Consider the following 22,408-nt stretch of genomic DNA (forward strand, 5'->3'; position numbering starts at 1 on the left):
GTGACAGCGATGATCTCCCTTCAGACGGCCGAGATCGACCCGAACGTGGTGAAGCCGGGTTGGATCGCGCTGCTCATCGTGCTCGCTCTCGGTGCCGTCACGGTGCTGCTGTGGCTGAGCATGCGCAAACAGCTGAGGCGGATCGACGTGGACGGCGCTGGTGCGGACGGCCCAGCACGGTCCGGCGACCCAGCGAGTCCGGACAACTCGCCGTCCCCGGCTGGCGATGCAGCGCCGAAGACTTCGGAGACCCCGACGACGTCGACTGAAGCCAAGGAACACACCTCGCACTGATGTCGGTTGGGTAGCCGGCGCGCTGACTCAGCGCGCTCGTTTCGTCGCGCTGACGGTGCGCTGACGCGGTGCGCGGGCGTCGTGACTTCGGCCCCGTGCGCTGACTCCGTGCGCTGACTCCGCGCGCTGGTTCGGTCGCGCTCGGGTGAGTCGGCTGGGTCTCGGTGTGGTACCGGTTGGAACACCCTGATCACGACATGGTTTCGGACTGGGCTGCCCACCTCCACGTGACCCTATAGTGAGCCGCGTGCTGACAGGAGCCCACGTTCGGTCCGTACGTTGACGGCGGCCCGCGGTCAACGGGTGGCCCGGCATCGCATGCCCGGACGCCTGGTCGCGGGCGGGGTCGCGGCCGTCGTGGTCGCATCGGTGGCGCTGGTGATCGCCCTGTTCGCGGCCGGCAGTCAGCCGCAGAACGCCGGTCTGCTCGGTGGTCCGAGCCTGTTCGTCTCCTGGCTGGTGCCGTTCTTCCGGCTGATCTCCACGCTGGCGACCGTCGGTTGCGCCGGCGCGTTGCTCGCCGCGGTGGTCCTGCTCAGGATCGACGGCGGCCCGCTCGGCGTACAGGGCCGGCGCGCGGTCCGGGACGCGAGCAACTCGGCCGTCATCTGGGCGGGGTGCGCGTTCGCCGGCGCGATCGTGACCGCGGCAGTCATGCTCAACACCCCCGTACGCCTGCTGCGTCTCCGCCTCGACGACGCGCTCGGCGTACCCGAGGTCAAGTCGCTGCTGATCACGGGCATCCTGGTTCTCGCGCTGGCGATCGGCATCCGGCGCGTACAGACCGCATCCGCCGCGAGCCTCGGCGTACTCGTCGCGATCGGCGCGCTCGTACCGACGGCCGTGACGACGTATCCACGGAACGAGTCGTACGTAGTACTGGCCGGAATCGCCCTGGTCATCCACGTGATCGCGGCAACCACCTGGATCGGCGGCCTCGCCGGCCTGGTCCGCTACGGCCGCGCCAGCCGCGGCGGCCTGCCGATCGTCCTCGAGCGCTACGGCCAGGTCGCGTACGTCTCGTCGATCGCCGTAGTCCTCAGCGGCCTGATCACCGCCGCCGGCCGCCTGGCCGCGATGAGCAACGGCTGGAGCGGGATCTTCAGCACCCTCACCTCAAACCCGTACGGCGCCCTCCTGATCGCCAAGGTCATCGCCTTCGCCATCCTCATCACCCTCGCCACCCTCCACCGCACCCACTCCCACGGCGACCTCCTCACCGGCGGCCGCCCCTTCTGGCGAGTAGTAGCCACCGAACTAGCCACCATGGCCCTAACCCTCGGCCTTTCCGTAGCCCTCTCCCAAACCGCTTAGCACTACTGCCTGGAACTACGGTTGGGGGTATGGCGAACGAGCTTGGGGCTTCGGCTAGTCCGTATTTGCGGCAGCACGCGGGGAATCCGGTGGAGTGGCGGGAGTGGGGGGCCGCGGCGTTCGCGGAGGCGCGGGAGCGGGGCGTGCCGGTGTTCTTGTCGGTGGGGTACTCGGCTTGTCACTGGTGTCATGTAATGGCGCATGAGTCGTTCGAGGATGTGGAGACGGCGGCGTACCTGAGTGCGCACTTTGTCAGTGTGAAGGTGGATCGGGAGGAGCGGCCGGACGTCGACGCGATTTATATGGCGGCGACGGTGGCGATGACGGGGCAGGGTGGGTGGCCGATGTCGGTGTTTCTGACGCCGGCGGGGGAGCCGTTCTTCTGTGGTACGTATTTTCCGAAGGATGCGCGCGGTGGGATGGCGTCGTTCCGGCAAGTGCTGGAGGCGATCGCCGACGCGTGGCGGAACCGGCGCGAGCAGCTTGACGGGATCGGCAAGCGGGTGGTCGATCAGCTCGGCGCGCGGCAGCAGCTGGGCGGCGGCTCGTTGGACACCGCGCGGGCGGTGGAGTTGTTGAAGACCGAGTTCGACCCGGTGGATGCCGGGTTCGGGCGGGCGCCGAAGTTCCCGCCGTCGATGGTGCTCGACTTCCTGCTCCGGCACCACCGGCGTACGGGCAACGGCGACGCGCTCGCGATGGTGGCCCAGACCTGCGAGCGGATGGCGCGCGGCGGCATGTACGACCAGCTGGCCGGCGGCTTCGCGCGGTACTCGGTGGACGGCCAGTGGATCGTGCCGCATTTCGAGAAGATGCTGTACGACAACGCGCTCCTGCTGGACGTCTACACGCAGTGGTGGGCGATCTCCGGTGACCCGCTGGCGCGGCGGATCGCGACCGAGACCGCCGACTTCCTGCTGGCCGAGTTGCGTACGCCGGAAGGTGGTTTCGCGTCCGCGCTCGACGCCGACACGGACGGTACGGAGGGCAAGTACTACGCCTGGACGCCTGACGAGCTGCGCGACGTACTGGGCGCGGACGCCGGCTGGGTGATCGACCTTTGCGAGGTGACCGGCACTTTCGAGCACGGATCGTCCGTACTGCAGTTGCGCCGGGACCCCGATGAGCGCTGGGCCCCGGTACGCGCGAAGCTGCTGGAAGCGCGCAACCGGCGTACATATCCAGGCCGTGACGACAAGGTGGTTGCAGGTTGGAACGGGCTCGCCATCACCGCCCTTACCCGTGCGGGCGTGGTCCTGGATCGGCCGGAGTACATCGAGGCCGCACGGGCCGCCGCCGAATTGATCCGGTCGGTACACCTCGACGCGGAGACCGGCCGGCTGCACCGGACCTCGCGGGACGGCACGCGGGGTACCGCGCACGGCGTCCTTGAGGACTATGCGGCCTTCGCGCAGGGCTGTCTGACGTTGCTCGGGGCAACCGGCGACCTGGTCTGGTTCACGACCGCGGAAGCCTTGCTGGACAGGACTCTGGAGCAATTTATTGCCGATGGCTCCTATTTTGACACCGCGGCGGACGCCGAAGAGCTGATCTGGCGCCCGCAGGACGCGACCGACAATGCCACGCCGTCCGGGGCCAGCCTTGCCGCCGAGGCTTTCACCACACTGGCCAGCCTGACCGGATCGGCCCGGTACGAGACCGCGGCCGAGCAGGCGCTGCAGGCATCCGCGGCGATCGCCGAGCGCGCCCCACGGTTCGCCGGCCGGGCACTCGCGGTCGCGGACACCATCGCCGGCGGGCCGCTGGAGATCGCGATTGTGGGTGCGTCGCCCGAGCTCCGGCGGGTCGCGTTCACCCAGGCGCAGTGGGGTACGGCGATCGTCGCGGGCGCGCCCGGTCTGGCCGTACCGCTCTTCGACGGCCGGGCCCTCGTCGACGGCCGGCCGGCGGCGTACGTATGTCAGAAATTCACCTGCCGGCTGCCCGTTTCGTTGCCGGAACACCTTCGGGACGCGCTGCGGCCGACCGGCTGAACCCTGCCCAGGTGCGGGTTTTCCCTGCCGTTTCGGTCGAATCCCTTGACTCACGGCGACCGGGCGGCAACAGTCGGTCCCCAAGTCGGATGTAACGGAAATCGCATGCACCGACACAAAGTGTCACAACTGAGGCAGTGGCACTGTTGCGTCAACATCCGGCCGGTCCCCAACTGAATTGGTCGCTGCGCCCAAACAGCGACCACACCGTGAGGAGATGTTGTCTTGAGACGACTGACATCAGCAGGGGTGGCGATCGTCGCGGCAGCCGGTCTCGCCGTCACGATCACCGCTTCGACAGCGGGTGCCGCCGACCGATCGGTTCCGCTCCCGGCGTCCGGCTTCAACCAGCCGGCCGCCGTCCAGGCCGAACAGGCGCTGACCGCGCGGACGGCCACCGCGCTCGGGCTCGGCAAGGGCGAACAGCTCAAGGTCCGCGATGTGGTGAAGGACGCCGACGGTACCGAGTACGTCCGCTACGACCGTACGTTCAACGGCCTGAAGGTCGTCGGTGGTGACCTGATCGTCAAGCGCAAGGGCGAGGCGATCGGTCAGGTCACGTACAACCGTGGCGCGAAGGCCGTCGAGGTCGCGACAAAGCCGACTCTGTCCCAGTCGGCCGCACTGGCGAAGGGCGCGCAGGCCGCGAAGTTCAAGGCCTCCGGCAACAAAGGCCAGTTGGTCGTGTACGTGACGCCGGCCAAGCCGGTGCTCGCGTACGAGGTGGTCACCACCGGCGTGAAGCCGGACCAGACCCCGTCGGTACTGCACTCGTTCATCGACGCCAAGACCGGTGCGGTGCTGGCGCAGGACGACGAGATCAAGGCCGGTACCGGCAACTCGATGTACGCCGGCACCGTCTCGATCGGTACGTCCGGCAGCTACACCATGTCGGACCCGAGCCGTGGTGGTAACTACACGACCGACCTCAAGGGCGCGACCAGCGGCAACGGCACGACGTTCACCAACTCCACCGACACGTGGGGCGACGGAACCGCGTCGAACCGCCAGACCGCCGCCGTGGACGCGCACTACGGCGCCCAACTGACCTGGGACTACTACAAGAACGTCCACGGCCGGAACGGCATCTTCAACAACGGTCAGGGTGCTCGTTCCCGCGTGCACTACGGCAACGCGTACGTGAACGCGTTCTGGGACGGCACCCAGATGACGTACGGCGACGGATCGGGCAACACGCACCCGTTGACCGCGATCGACGTCGCCGGTCACGAGATGAGCCACGGCGTCACCGAGGCAACCGCCAACCTGAACTACTCGGGTGACGCGGGCGGCCTGAACGAGGCGACCAGTGACATCTTCGGGACCATGGTCGAGTGGTCCGCGAACAACTCGACCGACCCGGGTGACTACCTGATCGGCGAGAAGATCAACATCAACGGCAACGGCACGCCGCTGCGCTACATGGACAAGCCGTCGAAGGACGGTGCCAGCAAGGACTGCTGGACGACCAGCACCGGTGGCCTGGACCCGCACTACTCGTCCGGCCCGCTGAACCACTGGTTCTACCTGGCGTCCGAGGGTACTGGCAGCAAGACCATCAACGGTGTCACGTACAACAGCACCGCTTGCAACGGCACGACGTTCGCCGGCGTCGGCCGGGACATCGCCGCCAAGGTCTGGTACCGCACGCTGACCACCAAGCTGAGCTCCGGCAGCACCTACAAGGACGCCCGCGAAGGGGCGATCAACTCAGCGAAGGAGCTGTACGGCGCCGATTCCGCGCAGTGCAAGGGCATCGAGGCCGCCTTCGGTGGGATCTCGGTCCCGGCCGGTTCGGCCGCCTGTGGCGGTGGCACCACGCCGCCGACCGGTGACAACCTGCTGAAGAACCCGGGCTTCGAGTCCGGCGCGGTCGACTGGACCGGCACCGCCGGCCCGGTCACCAACAACACCGGCCGCCCGGCGCGTACCGGCACCTGGAAGCTCTGGCTGCAGGGCAACGGCCGCGCCACCACCGAGAGCGTCGGTCAGTCGGTCGCGATCCCGGCATCGGCCTCGTCGGCAACGTTGACGTTCTGGATCCGGATCGACACCGCCGAGACCACCACCACGACGGCGTACGACACCGCGAAGGTGCAGGTCGTGGACGGGTCGACGACCAGCACGCTGGCGACGTACTCGAACCTGAACAAGAACACGTCGTACGTGCAGAAGACGCTGAACCTTTCGGCGTACAAGGGAAAGACGGTCACGGTGAAGTTCGTCGGCCAGGAGGACTCCTCGGCGCAGACCAGCTTCGTCGTCGACGACACGTCCCTGACAGTGAGCTGATCCGCTCACCCTGAGTCGTCCGGGGCGCGGCGCCACCGCCCAGGCCCGCGCCCCGGATCCTCTTCTTCGTGAGGAGATCGGTTCATGCGTAAAGCTCTCGCCCCCGCGCTCGGTGCGATTCTCGCGTTGGTTGTCCCAAGCAACGTTGCGTTCGCGGCCGATTCGCCGGACATTTCCGTCACCAACACCAAGGCCCATCTGGACCAGTTGCAGTCGATTGCCACCGGCAACGGTGGTAATCGGTATACCGGCCGGCCCGGGTACAAGGCTTCGGCCGACTACGTGAAGGCCAAACTGGACGCGGCCGGCTACACGACGACATTGCAGTCGTTCAGTACGTCGGCCGGTACGTCGTACAACGTGATCGCCGAATGGCCGCACGGTGATGCGAACCATGTGGTGATGGCCGGTTCGCATCTGGACAGTGTCAGCGTGGGTCCCGGTATCAACGACAACGGTTCGGGCAGCGCCGGCGTACTCGAAACCGCCCTCGCCTACGCTGCCAGCGGCCAAACTCCCAAGAACCGGTTGCGCTTCGGCTTCTGGGGTGCCGAAGAGCTCGGTCTGCTCGGCTCGAAGTACTACGTGAACAACCTGCCCGCGGCCGATCGGGCAAAGATCGAGCTCTACCTGAACTTCGACATGATCGCGTCACCGAACCCGGGGTACTTCGTGTACGACGACAACCCGGCCGGTGACGGTGCCCGCGACGAGCTGGTCTCGTACTTCACCAGCAAGAACGTGCAGACCGAGTTCATCGACGTACAGGGCAGGTCCGACCATGCTGCCTTCAGGTCGTTGGGTATACCCACGGCCGGGACGTTCTCCGGTGCCGAGGAGATCAAGTCGTCGGCACAGGCAACGAAATGGGGCGGTACGGCCGGCCGCGCGTTCGACCCGTGCTACCACCGGTCCTGCGACACCATCAGCAACCTGGATCTCACGTCGCTGGATCGCCAGATCGATGCCATCGGCCACATGATCTGGACGTACGCGCAGAAGGACTACACCGGCGGTCCGCCGCCTGGCGGTGGGAACCTGCTGCAGAATCCGGGTTTCGAGTCCGGTGCGACCGGCTGGACCGGTACGACCGGGGTGATCACCAGTAGCACGTCGCGGCCCGCGCACAGTGGGTCGTACAAGGCGTGGCTGCAGGGGAACGGCCGGAGCAGTACCGAGAACCTCGGTCAGTCGGTGGCGATCCCGGCGACGGCTGCTTCGGCCGCGTTGTCGTTGTGGATTCGGATCGACACCGCGGAGACCACGTCGTCCACGGTGTACGACACGGTGAAGGTGCAGGTGGTCGACGGGTCGGCGACAAGTACCTTGGCCACGTACTCGAACTTGAACAAGAGCGCGGCGTACGTACAGAAAACGCTCGACGTGTCGGCGTACAAGGGGAAGACGGTCACGGTGAAGTTCGTCGGCCAGGAGGACTCGTCGGCGCAGACCAGTTTCGTGATCGACGATGTGGCGGTGACTGCCGGCTAGATCTTCGTACAGAGCTTGCCTGGTGGGATGGCGGCTTCGGTGAGGAGTTTGCTCACCGGGGCCGCCAGCGGCTTCAGCTTCGGGTCCTCGATCCGGGCCGTCTTCCCGTTCGCCGACACCGCGACGATCATGTCGTCGGGATGCCGCGTCGACGGCTTGGTGGCAACCAGGCCGGCCCAGTCGACCTGTTGAGCCGCCGCGGTGATGGTCGTCAGCAGACTCGGAGCCAGCTTGCACCGAACCGGCGCCTTGCCCCGCGAGCTCACCGTCGCGACACCGTCGGTCCCGATCAGTACCTGATCGTCAAAGCCGGCGAACCCGCCGGTCCGGCTGACCGTCAACGGCAGTCCGGCCCCGGTGGGTGTGGCCGTCGGCAGCGTGGGTGCACTGGGCGACGGCGTGCTACTGACTGGGCCGCTACCGCCACCGGACTCGCTGCCACACCCGCTCAGCGCAATCCCGGCCACGACGACCACCGCTACGTACCTGCTCAGGTTCCTCACCCACTATGGATACCCGATTCGGCACCATCCGTTGCACCTGTGACACGACTGAAATGTTCAGATCGCCTGTGACACCAGGTCGACCATCGCACGGGTCAGGAGTACGCGGTGCTCGAACAGCTCCAGTGGTGCGCCATCGTCGGGTAGGGCGGTGAACGCGGCACGTACGAGCAGCGAGCCCAGGTAGCCGTACAGGACGTCGTCGTGTGACACCTGCATCCCCTCAGCCGCCAGACCCTCCTGGAACGCGCTGAGGATCAGGTTGTGCACCGCCGGCAGCGCGTCCGGTGCTAGCTCGCCCGCGTGTGCCAGGCCGATCAGCAACTGTCCCAGGTCGAACCCAACCGCTTGTGGGCAGTCAAAGCCCTAGTCGATCAGTACGAACTCATCTGGTTTGTCATGTGGCACCAGTAGGTTCTGCGGGCTCGCGTCACCGTGCTGGTAGCACTGCGGTAGTGCGTCCAGCGCGTCTAGTACAGCTGGTACTCGTTCGCCTAGTGCGAGCAGGTCGTCGCGCAGTCCGTACTCCCCGAGGTTGGTGACCGCTGCAGCGAGCATCGGGTGCCGCCAGGTCTCCGGATCAGCCAGTGCGGGCAGTGCGGCCTGCATGACCCGGCCGTTCGCGTAGTAGCGCAGTGCGTAACCAGGCGTACCGAAATGAGGTCGGGGGAGTAGCGGCTCGACCAGGTGGGGTTGCCGGCGCGCCGACAGCCGCCCGAGCAAGTACGCCGCCCGTCCGAACCGCTCCAGCGGCCACGGCCCCGGCTCCTGGACGACGTTCTCCATCCAGATCGTGCCGCGCTCGTCGTCGTACACGTCGATGCGGTAGGCGGTGGCAAGCCGCATCCCCTCCGGCAGCAGCTCGCCGACGCCACTGCGATGCACCGCGATCTCCAACTGCCAGGGCATGTACTCGATGAAGCTCTCGCGGAACTCCATCGGCATCTGCTCAAGCACCGGCGAGTACCGAACCGACTGCAACTTCTTCACAAAACACGACCAGTCCGCACCACCAGCGGTCGTACCGAACACCCGATGCAGCGACTCCGTACTCGGCGTACCGATCGGATAATCAACCGCCTCAACCCACACCGCCCCCGGCACGGCCCCCGGATCCCCGGTAATCACCCGCACCAGCGCAACCAACTCCGCGCCGCCCACCACACCCAACATCCCGCCCCCCACCACCCAGGCCCACTACGCACCCAGTAAACCCACCCCCAGCCCAAAAGAACACGGCACGACCCTGGTGCGTTTGATCGCCGGAACCTTCGACGGCAACGCTTTGAAAGTAACATCCGAGGTGTTACTATTCGAGTAGTTGGGAGGTGGGGAGATGCATGCAGTCGATGCCTTGGGGACTCTGGAGCTGCTGGGTTCCGGTCAATGGGGACTTGTGACGACCGCGCAGGCGGACGAGGCAGGCGTGTCCAAGATGCGCCTGTCCCGCCTCGCCGAACATGGCACCGTCCAGCGTGTGCGGCATGGCGTTTACGCACTTCCCTCCGCCGGTGCGGGGCCAATGCAGGGCGTACGTGCGGCGTGGCTTGCCACCGGCAGTCGGCCGGCGGGAGACGGTCCGTTTGCCGTGGTGTCCGGTCAGTCTGCCGCGGCAGTGCATGGTCTTGGCGACCTGCTGCCCGCCCAGTACGAGTTCACCACCGCGGTCCGGCGCCAGACCACGCAGCCTGACATCCGGTACCGCAAGCGAGATCTGCCTGAAGCCGAGGTCACGCGGGTAGGCGGACTGCCCGTGACCACTGTTGCCCGCACTGTCAGCGACCTGGTCACCGCCGGGACAGACTTCGATCACCTTGCGGTGGTGGTTCGCGATGCCGTCACCACCGCGGGTGTCGGGTCGGCTGCTCTGGTTCAAGCACTCGAGCCGGCTGCCGCACGGTTCGGATCCCCGGATGGCAAGGCCTTGTTCGCCAGACTGCTGGACGCTGCCGGTTATCGACCTGACCCCTTGATACTCGAGTTGTCGGCTCCAGAACTTCAGAAGAAGCTCCTCCAGGCGGTCATGCCTCAACTCGAGGCCGTTGTGGCCCAGGCCGTCGCCGAGCAACTGCGCCGGCTGACACCGAAGTCTGAAACGCGAGCTGCCGATCACCGGCCGGATGGGAAGGCCGACGCATGAAGCAACCGCTGAATCGGCTGGAAGCAAACCGCCTGCGGCGATCCCTGGGAACGAAGCTCGCCAACGAGGCCAAGAGCCGCGGAGTCGCTGCCGATCCTGTCCGTAAGCAGTACATCTTCGCGATCTTCCTGAGTCGCGTCTTCCAGGATCGGGATGTTCCGTGGGTACTCCTCGGCGGCAACGCGCTACTGATCCGGATCGGCGGCGGTCGATTCACGCAGGATGTGGATCTTGCTCGCGAGACGCCCTGGGCCAGTTCCGCAGCGGCATTGTCCGAGCTCCGGCAACTTTCCGCACGCCCCTATCGTGACGACCCGTTCGAGTTCGAGCTGTACTCGCTCGCGTCCGATTTGGCCGACATTGTTCGGATCATCGCCGCGATCCCGTTCGATGCCGGCCGGCTCGTCACTGTCCTTCGACGGGAAGCCGGTCGGCGCCGAATGGAGTTGCCGACGGCGTTCCGGGCACCCAGCAGTGAGTGGCGACTCGGCTTTCCGCGGGCGGCTGCCGAGTTCGCGCAGTATCCGCGCCAGTACTGGGACCTGTCCGCGGCGCTGTCCTTCTGTGATGACTGCCTGGGTGGCCTGCTGAAGGGCGACCGCACTACCGGTTCCTGGGATCCCGAGGGTTCTTCCTGGCGGTAGAACGCGCGATCGCAGCTCGTTGCGGTCCCGAGGTCAGCCGACGGTGTAGGTGGCGATGCTTACGGCTATGTAGTGGCAGGCGAAGGCGGCGACGGTGAAGGCGTGGAAGATTTCGTGGAAGCCGAACCAGCGGGGGGACGGGTTCGGGCGCTTGGTGCCGTAGACGATCGCGCCGATGGAGTACAGGCCGCCGCCGACGGCGATCAGGGTGACCACGGCGGTGCCGCCGGTGTGGTAGATGTCGCCCATCCAGAAGATCGCGACCCAGCCGAGGGCCAGGTAGATGGGGGTGTAGATCCAGCGGGGCGCGCTCAGCCAGCAGATGCGGAACAGGATGCCGAGGGCGGCGCCGCCCCAGACCAGGCCGAGCATCAGGACCCGGTTCGCGCCGTGCAGCAGCACCATCCCGAGCGGGGTGTAGGTGCCGGCGATCAGCAGGAAGATGTTGCTGTGGTCGAGCCGGCGCAGGATCGCCTCGCCGGTCGGGCCCCAGTAGAACCGGTGGTACAGCGCGGAGATGCCGAACAGCAGCATCGCGCCGATCGTGTACACGGCCGCGGCCCAGCGGGCGTTCGCGTGCGGCGCCAGGCAGACCAGGACGATGCCGGCCGCGGTCGCGAGCGGAAAGGTGCCGGCGTGCAGCCAGCCGCGGAGCTTGGGCTTGAGCGGACCGATCCGCCCGGAGAGCGGGTTGCCGAGTTCCTGAGGCCGCGCACTGGTAGCGGACATCGCCGTCCTTTCGAGGGGTAGCCGGGCGGTGGTGTACCTACGCAACCGTAACCTACGGAACCGTAGGTTTCATCGGCCGGAAGGATGAAATGTAGGCGAAGTCACCGCGGGCCCGCAGCGCTCCCGCGGTTTCGATGCCGGAAGTCCCGGAAAAGTTCGGCTCGGCCGGCAGGTTTTCGTGAGCCACTCCAAGGCCTCTCCGACCTGGGCGAATGTGGGCTAGCCTCGTGATCGAGAGTCTTCGAGGAGAGCATCCTGCCCATGCGGACACCTGGCAAACAAAAGCTGCGCGACGCGGTCTACGGCCTGTACGAGCGGCGGCTGACCCGATCGCTGTCGCCGGACCGGATCCCGCGGCACATCGGCGTCATCATCGACGGCAACCGCCGCTGGGCCCGGCAGGTCGGCGACCCGGTGTCGCGCGGTCACGAGGCCGGGGCGACCAAGATCACCGAGTTCCTGCACTGGTGCGAGGACGTCGGCGTCAAGGTCGTGACGGTCTGGATGCTGTCCACCGACAACCTGACCCGCCCGGCCGACGAGCTGGAGCCGCTGCTCCGGATCATCGAGCAGACGGTCGAGGAGCTGACCACGATCGGCCGCTGGCGGATCCACCCGGTCGGCGCGCTGGACCTGCTGCCCGGCAGCACCGCCGAGGCCCTCAAGGCGGCCGAGACCGACACCCAGGACCTGGACGGCCTGCTGGTCAACGTCGCGGTCGGGTACGGCGGGCGCCGCGAGCTGGCCGATGCGGTCCGGTCACTGCTCCTGGAGGAAGCGGCGAAGGGCATCTCGATCGAGGAGCTGGCCGACCGGGTCGACGTCGAGCACATCGCCCGGCACCTGTACACCAAGGGCCAGCCGGATCCGGATCTGGTCATCCGGACGTCAGGGGAGCAGCGGCTCGGCGGCTTCCTGCTGTGGCAGAGCGCGCTCAGCGAGTTCTACTTCTGCGAGGCGCTCTGGCCGGACTTCCGGCACGTGGACTTCCTCCGCGCGATCCGCAGCTACGCCCAGCGCGAGCGCCGCTTCGGCACCTGAGCCACCCTCGCTCGATCCGCCTGACGCGCCTGAGCGCCGGCCGCAGCGCGGGCAGGTCGTGCGTCGGCGTAGGTAGTAGGCGTACGTCGCCATGCCCAGCGCGGCGCCCCAAACGGTCCACAGGATGCCCGGGCCGGTGACCGCCCAGTTGTCGCCGTGCAGCGGCAGCTGAGCGTTCATCAGGCCGGCCGGGATCAGTACGACCGACACGATCGACGCGGGGATGATCGCGAGCATCGGCGGTACGCGCCGGCCGGCCTTGAACCAGATCCACCGCGGGTACACCTCGCCCCATCGGCGGACCAGGCCGTGGGTGAGGACGCTGCCGCCGGCTCCGGCCACCGCCAGGCCGAGGCCCATCTCGAGCATCCCGGGCGTGTCGGCCATCATCCTGTGGAAATCCTTGCTGATCCCGACCGGCCAGCCGAAGAACCAGGCCACCCGGGTGAACTCGTACGGAACGTTCGCCAGCACCGCGACCAGAACCGCCCGCCGGCCCCACCGGAGCGCCGCCTCCGGGCTGGTCCAGGCCGGCTGTACGTGGCCCCGGCCGCACGACACGCACTGCTGCCGGCTGCGCCGGTGGTACGCGATCGCGGTCGCCGCCCAGAGCAGTCCGCCGACGAACACGACGATCAGGTGCACCCGATGCCAGTACAGGATGTCGCCGACGCCGCCCTGCGGTCCTGGTACGCCGGTGAACGCGAACACGAGCAGTGCTGGCGCCATTACGAGCATCGCGATCAGTGTGTAGTCAGGTACTACCAGTGCGAGGCAGACCGCGAGTACGGCGGCGATCGCTTGGAGTACTGATCCACGTGGTTGAGTCCGGGTCATCACGACTGCCAGTACCGCGCCGCCCAGTCCCACAGCCGCCATCACCGGTGCGACCACGTGCGCCGGCGCACCCTCCAGTACTGAGCCGGTAGCGCGGTTGTCGGGTACCTGCGCGAACGGGTAGCCCGCGCCTCCGAAGGTCCAGTACATGCCCAGTACGCCGTACACGAGGGACCAGAGCGCAGTGGCGTACCCGGTCCAGATCGGCCAGTTCTTTCGCATGCACCGAGCCTCACGTGGCGGCACGCCTGGCGGATCACCCAGCGGAGTGAGCGGCCTCCCCCGGGTGAGGGGAAGGTGTAACGCCGCGTTAACCCCGTGGCCGGGCGTGTCGGGCTGCGCCGTTTGGCGGAGGCTCCTACTCTGACAATGACGGTCGGAGGGGAAGCCGGCTGTCCGGGAGGCCCGATCAGCTTGAGAATCGTTTGCCAGCCGGTTGCCCCATGAGGGGCCGAACGGAGTACCCGAGACCCACGGTCTCGTCCGCACTGATTCCCGGATTCGCCGGTACGGCGGTCCGGAGGGGATCTGCATCCGGTCCCCGGGCCAGCTCCCGGTCCATCACCTAACCACTGGTGGGCCGGGCGAGGTGCAACGTCGCGGCCCAGAAGAGGACGTGCGACATGGCTGCCACCCACGCCAAGGCGTCAAGTACCTCATCCACACCGGCCCAGCGCACCTTCGTGCTGGACACCTCGGTGCTCCTCTCCGACCCGCACGCGATGCTGCGGTTCGACGAGCACGAGGTGGTCGTCCCGGTGGTCGTCGTCACCGAATTGGAGGCCAAACGGCATCACCCGGAACTCGGCTACTTCGCCCGCACCGCGCTGCGACTGCTCGACGAGCTCCGGATTCTGCACGGACGTCTGGACGCGCCCCTGCCAGTGGGGGAGAAGGGTGGAACGCTTCGGGTTGAGCTGAATCACACCGACCCGGAGACGCTGCCGGCTGGTTTCCGGCTCGGTGACAACGACAGCCGGATTCTGGCCGTGGCCTGCAACTTCATGGCCGAGGGCAAGGACGTCACGCTGGTCTCCAAGGACCTGCCGATGCGGGTCAAGGCGTCGGCGTGCGGGCTGCAGGCGGAGGAGTACCGGGCCGAGCTGACCCTGGAGTCCGGCTGGACCGGGATGGCCGAGCTCGAGGTCGAGACCCACGTGGTGGACGACCTGTACGAGGACGGTGCGGTCGAGCTGGCCCAGGCAGGTGAGTTCCCGACCCACACCGGGCTGGTGCTGCTGTCCGACCGGGGCAGTGCGCTCGGGCGGGTGATGCCGGACAAGCGCGTCCGGCTCGTACGCGGCGACCGCGAGGCGTTCGGCATCCGCGGCCGGTCGGCCGAGCAGCGGGTCGCGCTGGACCTGCTGCTGGACCCGGATGTCGGCATCGTGTCGCTGGGCGGCCGCGCCGGTACCGGCAAGTCCGCGCTGGCGCTGTGCGCCGGTCTGGAGTCGGTGATGGAGCGGCGGCAGCACAAGAAGGTGGTGGTCTTCCGGCCGCTGTTCGCCGTCGGCGGGCAGGAGCTCGGCTACCTGCCGGGCAGTGAGTCCGAGAAGATGCAGCCGTGGGCACAGGCGGTGTACGACACGCTCGGCGCGCTGACCAGTAGCGACGTGATCGACGAGGTGTTCGACCGGGGGATGCTGGAGGTCCTGCCGCTGACCCACATCCGCGGCCGGTCACTGCATGACGCATTCGTGATCGTTGACGAAGCACAGTCGCTGGAGCGCAACGTACTGCTCACCGTGCTCTCCCGGGTCGGTGCCAACTCGCGGGTCGTACTGACTCACGATGTGGCGCAGCGGGACAACCTGCGGGTCGGACGGCACGACGGCGTGGTCGCGGTGGTCGAGCAGCTCAAGGGGCACCCGCTGTTCGCGCATGTCACGCTGACCCGCTCGGAGCGGTCGCCGATCGCCGCGCTGGTCACCGAGATGCTGGACGATCTCCAGTTGTAAGCAGTGTTCTAGCTGTTCGGTCATTGAATTCTGTTAAGCGAGAGTAAGAACGGTGCGGTCGCCACGCGGCGGCCGCACCGTTCGTCCGTGACCTGCTTGTGATCACGCTCGGTTTACGCCAGAGTATGTTCTCGTTGCAGCCGACGGGGGTCGGGTTTTCTCGGAAGGACAGATGAAAGCGAAGCGCTCCGTCGCGGCTCTCTCAGTGACTGGGATCGTCGTGGTCTCCGTGGTCGCCGGTATCGATCTCTTCAGCTCCCCCGGGAGCAGCAGTGCGTCGGAGAGCGTGTCCGGGCGGGCCGAACTGGCAGTCATCAACAGTGGCAAGGTCCTGACCAGCGCCGCGCCGTCCGCCACGCCGAAGTCCGGCGACCTCTCCGCTGCCGCCGACGCGGTCCGGATGCGGAACCAGGTCGAGGCGATCGAGCAGCAGCGGATCGTGCTGCAGAACGCCGCCGATCAGAAGAACGATGCCAAGAACGCCGCCATGCGGCGGTACCAGGCGCTCCAGGAGGCCGACCGCTCGGTTCGCGAGGAGCGGGCCAGCCGGGACGCCGAGCGGAAGAAGTACGAGGGCACGCCGAAGGAGGTCGCGATGAACCTCCTCCCCGACCACGGCTGGGGCCAGAGCCAGTTCAGCTGCCTGGAGAAGCTCTGGAACAAGGAGTCCCGCTGGAAGGTCAGCGCGGCCAACCCGACCTCCTCCGCGTACGGCATCCCGCAGGCACTGCCCGGGAAGCGGATGGCGGCGTACGGGTCGGACTGGCGTACCAACCCGGTCACCCAGATCAAGTGGGGCCTGGACTACATCGATGCCACGTACGGCTCACCGTGCTCCGCGTGGGCGCACTCGGTGGCCAAGAACTGGTACTGACCCAACTGTGGAGCTGGCACGGGCGGTGAGTGCCCGCGGCGAGCTGGTGCTGCGCCGGCGTGACGGCGGAGCGCTGGAGCTGCGGGTCAACGGTGTGTTCGTGATGGACGACCAGGAGACGTCCAGCGAGGAGCTGCTGGCGTCTGCCGCGCTGGCCGCCGTACGGCACCCGGACCGCGTGGTGGTCGGCGGGCTCGGCCTCGGCTACACGGTCCGCGCGTTGCTCGCCGATGCACGGCTCGGTCAGGTGCTGGTCGCGGAGATCGAGCCGGAGCTGGTCGGCTGGATGCGCTCCGGGCTGGTCCCGTCGGTCCTCGACGATTCGCGGGTCGGCGTGGTGGTCGGCGATGTACGGGCGGTTGTCGCGGATCTGGTCGATGCATCGGTCGACGCGATTCTGCTGGATGTGGACAACGGTCCGGACTTCCTTGTGTACAACGAGAACTCGGCCATCTACACGTCCGGCTTCCTCGCCGTCTGCCGGGCGAAACTGCGCACCGGCGGGGTGCTGACGGTCTGGTCCTCGTCGTCGTCGCCCGCGCTGGAGACGGCCGTCACCTCGGTCTTCGGTGACTGCGAGGTGAAACCGGTGCCGGTCGCGCTGCAGAATCGGGCCGAGACCTACTACGTGTATCAAGGCGGCGCCTAGCCCCGTGGGTTGTCCACAGGTTGCGGATCGGGGCGTTTCGGTGCGGGCCGGACACGTACTCTGCAGGTATGGGAGATGACGCGGAGTTCCGGATCGAGCACGACACGATGGGCGAGGTCAAGGTGCCTCGGGACGCGTTGTGGCGGGCGCAGACACAACGTGCGGTGGAGAACTTTCCGATCTCCGGGCGGCCACTGGCACCGGAGCTCGTGCACGCGCTCGCCCAGATCAAGGCCTCGGCGGCAGTGGTGAACGCGTCCCTCGGCGTGCTCGACGCGGACCGGTCGGCCGCGATCGTGGCGGCGGCGGACCAGGTGGCCGGCGGCGAGTTCGACGCCGAGTTCCCGATCGACGTCTTCCAAACCGGATCGGGTACGTCGACGAACATGAACGTGAACGAGGTCCTGGCCACGCTCGCCACCCGCGAGCTCGGCGCGGACGTGCATCCGAACGACCATGTGAACGCGTCCCAGTCCAGCAACGACACCTTCCCGTCCGCGATCCACGTCGCGGCCACGGCCGGTGTCGTCGAGGAGCTGCTGCCGGCGCTGGAGCACCTCGCGGATTCCCTTGCCCGGAAGGGATCTGAGTTCGCGGAGGTGGTGAAGTCCGGGCGGACGCACCTGATGGACGCGACTCCGGTGACGCTCGGCCAGGAGTTCAACGGGTACGCGCAGCAGATCCGCCGTGGCGCCGCGCGGGTGCGGGCGACGCTGCCGCGGGTCGCCGAGCTGCCGCTGGGCGGGACCGCGGTCGGCACCGGTATCAACACGCCGCCTGGGTTCGCGGGCGCGGTGATCACCGAGCTGAACCGGCGGACCGGTCTGGAGCTGTCCGAGGCGGAGGATCACTTCGAGGCGCAGGGCGCGCGGGACGGTCTGGTCGAGCTGTCCGGGCAGCTGAAGACGGTCGCGGTCAGCCTGACCAAGATCTGCAACGACCTGCGCTGGATGGGTTCCGGGCCGCGCGCCGGGCTCGGCGAGATCGCGCTGCCCGATCTGCAACCGGGATCGAGCATCATGCCGGGCAAGGTGAATCCGGTGATCTGCGAGGCGACCCTGATGGTCGCCGCGCAGGTGATCGGCAACGACACCACCATCACCGTGGCCGGTGCCGGCGGCAACTTCGAGCTGAACGTGATGCTGCCGGTGATCGCGCGGAACCTGCTGGAGTCCATCACCCTGCTGTCGAACAGCTCCCGTCTGCTGGCCGACCGCTGCGTCGACGGCATCACCGCGAACGTGGAGCACGCCCGCGCGCTGGCCGAGTCGTCACCCTCGATCGTCACGCCGCTGAATCGGTACATCGGGTACGAGAATGCCGCCGCGGTCGCGAAAAGTGCTTTGAAACAAGGGAAAACGATCCGTGAAGTAGTGATCGAGAACGGTCACGTGGCGAAGGGAGACCTGACCGAGGAACAACTGGATGCCGCCCTCGACGTACTGTCCATGACCCGCCCGGCCACCTCGTGACGGCGCGCTACTGGGAGCCGGGCACCACGATCGAATGGGTGTACGAGGGCTCCGGGCCGCACGCCCACCTGCCGAACGTACGCCCGATGACCGTGGTGCGGGACGACGCGGATGGACTGGTCGCCTGGCTCGCGCCTGGTACGCCGTTGCTGAAACCGGTGCTCACCGACGGGCGCGAGACGCGGCATGCCGGTCCGGTCGCGATGTTCACCGCGGACCGGGTGCTGAAACTCGACGTCTGGCGCGGGACCGGGATTCTCAAGGTGTCGCCGCCGGGCAAACCGTGGTCGGTCTGGCACTTCTGGGACGCCGACGGGACGTTCCGCGGCTGGTACGTGAACCTAGAGCACGAGCATGTGCGTGACTGGGCCGCACGTCGTACCAGCACGGTCGACCATGTGCTGGACCTGTGGATCAACCCTGACCGCAGTATCGAATGGAAGGACGAGGACGAACTCGAAGGCGCTGTCACGGCGGGCCGCTACACACCCGCGGAAGCAGCCGACATCACCAACGACGCCCACCTCGCCATCCGCGACATCGAGGCCTGGGCCCCACCCTTCTCCGACAACTGGCAAACCTGGACACCCCCACTCACCTGGAAGGTCCCCACCGCACCCACCACCCACAACCCCAGCCTAATAGCGGAGGAGCTACACACCTGATGCCCCAACCGCAGTCTGGCGAACGAAACCGGTCGGTTGCGGATACGGCGGTGGAGATTCTGGGGTTGACCGGGTGGCCGGGTGGTTGAGGGTGCTGGGTGGCAACAGGTGCGTTACGAGGGGTTGCAACCGTCGCGTACGGCCTTAGCTTGGAGATATGTACACCATCGAGTTGCAGACCGAGGAGCTTCAGCTGCTGCGCTCGGCCCTCGGCAGTTATCTCCAGGCGTTCGGGCACAACGAAGCCGATCTCGTCAAAGCCACCAGAGCCCTACTGGCCAAACTCCCCGAGGAGCTCGAAACCAAGGCCGGCTGAAGGGAGTCAGCTGCGGGGGCGGACGGTGAGGGGGACCGGTTTGGCGGTGGAGGTGAAGAAGTCGTTGCCCTTGTCGTCGACCACGATGAAGGCGGGGAAGTCCTCGACCTGGATCTTCCAGATCGCCTCCATCCCGAGCTCCGCGTACTCGATCACGTCGACCGACTTGATGCAGTCCTGCGCCAGCCGCGCCGCCGGTCCGCCGATCGAGCCGAGGTAGAAGCCGCCGTGCTCCTTGCACGCCGCCGTCACTTTCGCCGACCGGTTGCCCTTGGCAAGCATCACGAACGACCCGCCGGCTGCCTGGAACTGGTCCACGTACGCGTCCATCCGCCCCGCCGTCGTCGGCCCGAACGAACCGGACGCGTACCCTTCGGGCGTCTTCGCCGGACCCGCGTAGTACACTGCGTGATCGCGCAGGTAGGCAGGCATCGGCTCGCCCGCGTCCAGCCGCTCCTTGATCTTCGCGTGCGCGATGTCCCGCGCCACCACGAGCGGACCGGACAGTGACAGCCGCGTCTTCACCGGCAGCTTGGACAGCTCCGCGCGAATCTCGCTCATCGGCCGGTTCAGGTCGACCCGGACCACCTCGGAGTCGTCCAGGTGCTCGTCGGTGGTGTCCGGCAGGAACCGGGCCGGCTCACGTTCGAGCTGCTCCAGGAACACACCCTCCGGCGTGATCTTCGCCAGCGCCTGCCGGTCCGCCGAGCAGGACACCGCGATCGCGACCGGGCAGGACGCGCCGTGCCGCGGCAGCCGGATCACCCGCACGTCGTGGCAGAAGTACTTCCCGCCGAACTGCGCGCCGATCCCGAACTGCTGCGTCAGCTTGAAGACCTCCTCCTCCAGCTCCACGTCCCGGAACCCGTGCCCGACCGGCGATCCCGTCGTCGGCAGCGTGTCCAGGTAGTGCGCCGACGCGTACTTCGCGGTCTTCAGCGCGTACTCGGCCGAGGTGCCACCGACCACGATCGCGAGATGGTACGGAGGGCAGGCCGCCGTACCGAGTGAACGGATCTTCTCGTCCAGGAACTCCATCATCCGGTTCGGGTTCAGAACCGCCTTGGTCTCCTGGTACAGGAACGACTTGTTCGCGGAACCGCCACCCTTGGCCATGAACAGGAACTTGTACGCCGGGTCGCCGGTACCGGGGGTGGAGTACAGCTCGATCTGGGCCGGCAGGTTCGAACCGGTGTTCTTCTCGTCCCACATGGTCAGTGGCGCCATCTGGCTGTAGCGCAGGTTCAGTTTCGTGTACGCGTCGTACACGCCGCGGCTGATCCACTCCTCGTCGGCGGCGCCGGTGAGTACGCCCTCGGACTTCTTGCCCATCACGATCGCGGTGCCGGTGTCCTGGCACATCGGGAGGACGCCGCCGGCCGAGATGTTCGCGTTCTTCAGCAGGTCGAGCGCGACGAACCGGTCGTTGCCGGACGCCTCCGGGTCGTCGATGATCCGGCGCAGCTGCTCCAGGTGCGCGGTCCGCAGGTAGTGCGAGATGTCGTGCATTGCCTCCGCGGTCAGCGCCTGCAGTACCTCGGGCTGCACCTGCAGGAAGGTCCGGTCGCCCACGGTGAACGTGCTGACACCCTCGGTGGTCAGCAGCCGGTACTCCGTCTCGTCGGCACCCAGCGGCAACAAGTCGGAGTAGTTGAAGTCGGCAGACACCGGGCATACCTCCAGATGAAGTGGACTGACCAAAGCCTAATCTCCCGCCCTCAGGGGCCGGCTCAGGGGTGAATGGGGGAGGAAACGGGTCTGCGAGTGGGGGTGGGCGCGCGTATGGTTTTGCCGTGGCTCAGGATGACGTACCCCGGGATGGCGTTCCCCAGCAGCAGCGACCGCAGGACGTGTCGCCGGTGCCGAGTGGCGACGAGTTGGCGCTGCGGCGGCGGGTGTCCGACATGGAGCGGGAGGAGGTCGCCGACGTGCTCCGCGAGGCCGCGGGCGAGGGCCGGCTCTCGTACGGTGAGCTGGAGGAGCGGCTCGAGTCGCTGTACGGCTCCAAGACGTACGGCGAGCTGGTCGAGCTGACCGCCGACCTCCCGGCCGGTCCGAGCGCGCCCGGTCATGGCGTACCGGCCGTGGACCCGCAGCACAGCGGCGGCGCGATGGTCGAGTCCGGCCCGGTGATCAACGTGTTCCTGTCCGACACGAAGCGGCTGGGCAACTGGCTGGTGCCGCAGCGCCAGGAAGTCCACGCGGTCCTCGGCGACGTCACCCTCGATTACACCGAGGCGAGCATCCCGTACGACGAGATCGTGGTGGACGTGAAGTCGATCCTCGCCGACGTGAAGATCCGCGTACCCCAGAACGCGATCGTCGTCCTGGACAGCAACCCCATCCTGGGCTCGGTCACCGAACAGGAATCCGGCCTGGCTGCCGTCCCCGACCCCAACGCCCAGCCGACCACCCCCAAACGCTTCCACATCCGCGGCACCGCCATCCTCGGCGAAATCAAAATCAAACGAGGCCCCCGCCTCTCCAAACGCCTCGGCCTAACCTGACCCAGCCGCCTAGCGCCCTATTCGTCCAGGGCTGCAGGTGCTTCGCGGTGGGTTGCCTCCAGCCAGGTGTGGAGGGCAGGGAGGTTGCGGATGTTTTCGCGGGGGAGGTGGAGGCGCTTCCGGGTAGTGGTCCTTGGGGTGATCGGGACGGAGCGTTCCCAGGGCGGGTCGGGCATCAGGTGGTGGGGGCCTCGGTGGAAGGTGTCTGGCGGTGGTCGGTCAGGAGGGCGGTGAGCCAGGTGCGGAAGGATTCCAGGTCGCTGACGTGGTTCTGGGTGAGTACGAGGCGCTTGGCCCAGACGTCCTTCGGGTGAATGGGTAGCTGGCGCGTCATTCTCGGGCCGTGCGGCAGGTCGATCGAACTGATGTCGTCCCAGGCCATGAAGCGCCGGCGTCCGTAGTGGATGCCGCGATGATCGACAACCACGACCGGCCGCTGGGTGATCAGCTGCCAGATGACCCCAGCGCCGACTACCACGTACACCGCGAACAGTACGTAGCTGGTCACGCGCCAATCGCTGTAGAACAGGCGCGGGAGTGCACCGAGTCCGATCAATGCGAACGGCAGCATCGACGGAAACAGGTACGCCCATCGACGCAGCGGAAACTCCACCCGCTGATTCCGGTGCCACTCCACCATCCACGCTTCAGGCAGCCGCTCACCCATAACCCGCACGCCGTCCCCCAG

General features: G+C 67.3%; 21 protein-coding genes. 15 read left to right on the forward strand and 6 right to left on the reverse strand.

The window, feature by feature from the left end:
- From HDA44_RS33625 to HDA44_RS33645, 5 genes are all read left to right on the forward strand, one after another.
- The gene (locus HDA44_RS33625) at positions 1-294 is read left to right on the forward strand and encodes a hypothetical protein (RefSeq protein WP_184841418.1); all 294 of its coding nucleotides are present in this window, start codon (positions 1-3) and stop codon (positions 292-294) included.
- A gap of 318 nt (positions 295-612) precedes the next feature.
- Positions 613-1,608 carry a copper resistance D family protein gene (locus HDA44_RS33630; RefSeq protein ID WP_184841420.1) on the forward strand — a complete coding sequence of 332 codons (996 nt, stop codon included), beginning with the start codon at positions 613-615 and terminating at the stop codon, positions 1,606-1,608.
- A 29-nt stretch (positions 1,609-1,637) separates the two neighbouring features.
- Positions 1,638-3,602, forward strand: coding sequence for a thioredoxin domain-containing protein (locus HDA44_RS33635; RefSeq protein WP_184841422.1), 1,965 nt, complete (start codon positions 1,638-1,640; stop codon positions 3,600-3,602).
- A gap of 225 nt (positions 3,603-3,827) precedes the next feature.
- A complete protein-coding gene (locus HDA44_RS33640) occupies positions 3,828-5,894 on the forward strand; it encodes a M4 family metallopeptidase (RefSeq protein WP_202887700.1) in 2,067 nt (688 codons plus the stop codon).
- An 84-nt stretch (positions 5,895-5,978) separates the two neighbouring features.
- Positions 5,979-7,385 carry a M28 family metallopeptidase gene (locus HDA44_RS33645; RefSeq protein ID WP_184841424.1) on the forward strand — a complete coding sequence of 469 codons (1,407 nt, stop codon included), beginning with the start codon at positions 5,979-5,981 and terminating at the stop codon, positions 7,383-7,385.
- Here HDA44_RS33645 and HDA44_RS33650 read toward each other — a convergent pair.
- From HDA44_RS33650 to HDA44_RS33660, 3 genes are read right to left on the reverse strand one after another with little or no spacing between them, the layout of a single operon-like run.
- Positions 7,382-7,888 carry a hypothetical protein gene (locus tag HDA44_RS33650; protein WP_337906715.1) on the reverse strand — a complete coding sequence of 169 codons (507 nt, stop codon included), beginning with the start codon at positions 7,886-7,888 and terminating at the stop codon, positions 7,382-7,384. The genes HDA44_RS33645 and HDA44_RS33650 overlap by 4 nt on opposite strands.
- Positions 7,889-7,945: 57 nt before the next feature.
- Entirely contained in the window at positions 7,946-8,212 is a 267-nt protein-coding gene (locus tag HDA44_RS37750) for a hypothetical protein (protein WP_184841426.1), read from the reverse strand.
- Between the two features lie 42 nt (positions 8,213-8,254).
- On the reverse strand, positions 8,255-9,061 hold the full coding sequence (locus HDA44_RS33660; RefSeq protein ID WP_184841428.1) for a hypothetical protein: 807 nt from the start codon (positions 9,059-9,061) through the stop codon (positions 8,255-8,257).
- A gap of 163 nt (positions 9,062-9,224) precedes the next feature.
- On the opposite strand from HDA44_RS33660, the gene HDA44_RS33665 reads away from it, so the two are divergent.
- The gene (locus HDA44_RS33665) at positions 9,225-10,028 is read left to right on the forward strand and encodes a type IV toxin-antitoxin system AbiEi family antitoxin domain-containing protein (protein WP_184841430.1); all 804 of its coding nucleotides are present in this window, start codon (positions 9,225-9,227) and stop codon (positions 10,026-10,028) included.
- Complete coding sequence (locus HDA44_RS33670) at positions 10,025-10,672, forward strand: hypothetical protein (RefSeq protein WP_184841432.1); 648 nt, start codon at positions 10,025-10,027, stop codon at positions 10,670-10,672. Before HDA44_RS33665 ends, HDA44_RS33670 begins: the two co-directional genes overlap by 4 nt.
- 33 nt (positions 10,673-10,705) lie before the next feature.
- On the opposite strand, the gene trhA is transcribed toward HDA44_RS33670, so the two are convergent.
- Complete coding sequence (gene trhA, locus HDA44_RS33675) at positions 10,706-11,401, reverse strand: PAQR family membrane homeostasis protein TrhA (RefSeq protein WP_184841435.1); 696 nt, start codon at positions 11,399-11,401, stop codon at positions 10,706-10,708.
- Positions 11,402-11,662: 261 nt separating this feature from the next.
- Between trhA and HDA44_RS33680 the strand changes: the two genes are divergently transcribed.
- The 7 genes from HDA44_RS33680 to HDA44_RS33710 all read left to right on the forward strand — a co-directional run bounded on the left by HDA44_RS33680 (position 11,663) and on the right by HDA44_RS33710 (position 19,213).
- Positions 11,663-12,442, forward strand: coding sequence for an isoprenyl transferase (locus tag HDA44_RS33680; RefSeq protein WP_184841437.1), 780 nt, complete (start codon positions 11,663-11,665; stop codon positions 12,440-12,442).
- 1,460 nt (positions 12,443-13,902) lie between these two features.
- Positions 13,903-15,237, forward strand: coding sequence for a PhoH family protein (locus HDA44_RS33685; protein ID WP_184841439.1), 1,335 nt, complete (start codon positions 13,903-13,905; stop codon positions 15,235-15,237).
- 172 nt (positions 15,238-15,409) lie between these two features.
- Positions 15,410-16,111 carry an aggregation-promoting factor C-terminal-like domain-containing protein gene (locus HDA44_RS33690; protein ID WP_184841441.1) on the forward strand — a complete coding sequence of 234 codons (702 nt, stop codon included), beginning with the start codon at positions 15,410-15,412 and terminating at the stop codon, positions 16,109-16,111.
- Positions 16,112-16,118: 7 nt separating this feature from the next.
- Positions 16,119-16,760, forward strand: a complete 642-nt coding sequence (locus HDA44_RS33695; protein WP_184841443.1) for a polyamine aminopropyltransferase — start codon at positions 16,119-16,121, stop codon at positions 16,758-16,760.
- A 68-nt stretch (positions 16,761-16,828) separates the two neighbouring features.
- Complete coding sequence (locus tag HDA44_RS33700) at positions 16,829-18,232, forward strand: class II fumarate hydratase (protein ID WP_184841445.1); 1,404 nt, start codon at positions 16,829-16,831, stop codon at positions 18,230-18,232.
- Positions 18,229-18,897 carry a ribonuclease FAU-1 family protein gene (locus tag HDA44_RS33705; RefSeq protein WP_337906718.1) on the forward strand — a complete coding sequence of 223 codons (669 nt, stop codon included), beginning with the start codon at positions 18,229-18,231 and terminating at the stop codon, positions 18,895-18,897. The genes HDA44_RS33700 and HDA44_RS33705 overlap by 4 nt, the downstream gene beginning before the upstream one ends.
- 157 nt (positions 18,898-19,054) lie before the next feature.
- Entirely contained in the window at positions 19,055-19,213 is a 159-nt protein-coding gene (locus HDA44_RS33710; protein ID WP_184841447.1) for a hypothetical protein, read from the forward strand.
- Between the two features lie 6 nt (positions 19,214-19,219).
- On the opposite strand, the gene HDA44_RS33715 is transcribed toward HDA44_RS33710, so the two are convergent.
- A complete protein-coding gene (locus HDA44_RS33715) occupies positions 19,220-20,881 on the reverse strand; it encodes a FumA C-terminus/TtdB family hydratase beta subunit (RefSeq protein ID WP_184841449.1) in 1,662 nt (553 codons plus the stop codon).
- Between the two features lie 125 nt (positions 20,882-21,006).
- On the opposite strand from HDA44_RS33715, the gene HDA44_RS33720 reads away from it, so the two are divergent.
- On the forward strand, positions 21,007-21,720 hold the full coding sequence (locus tag HDA44_RS33720; RefSeq protein ID WP_184841451.1) for a DUF1707 domain-containing protein: 714 nt from the start codon (positions 21,007-21,009) through the stop codon (positions 21,718-21,720).
- A gap of 175 nt (positions 21,721-21,895) precedes the next feature.
- Here the strand turns inward: HDA44_RS33720 and HDA44_RS33725 are convergent, their stop codons facing one another.
- Entirely contained in the window at positions 21,896-22,387 is a 492-nt protein-coding gene (locus HDA44_RS33725; protein WP_184841453.1) for a hypothetical protein, read from the reverse strand.
- Positions 22,388-22,408: the final 21 nt, after the last annotated feature.

Origin of the sequence: Kribbella solani (assembly GCF_014205295.1) — a bacterium.
Lineage (GTDB): Bacteria > Actinomycetota > Actinomycetes > Propionibacteriales > Kribbellaceae > Kribbella > Kribbella solani.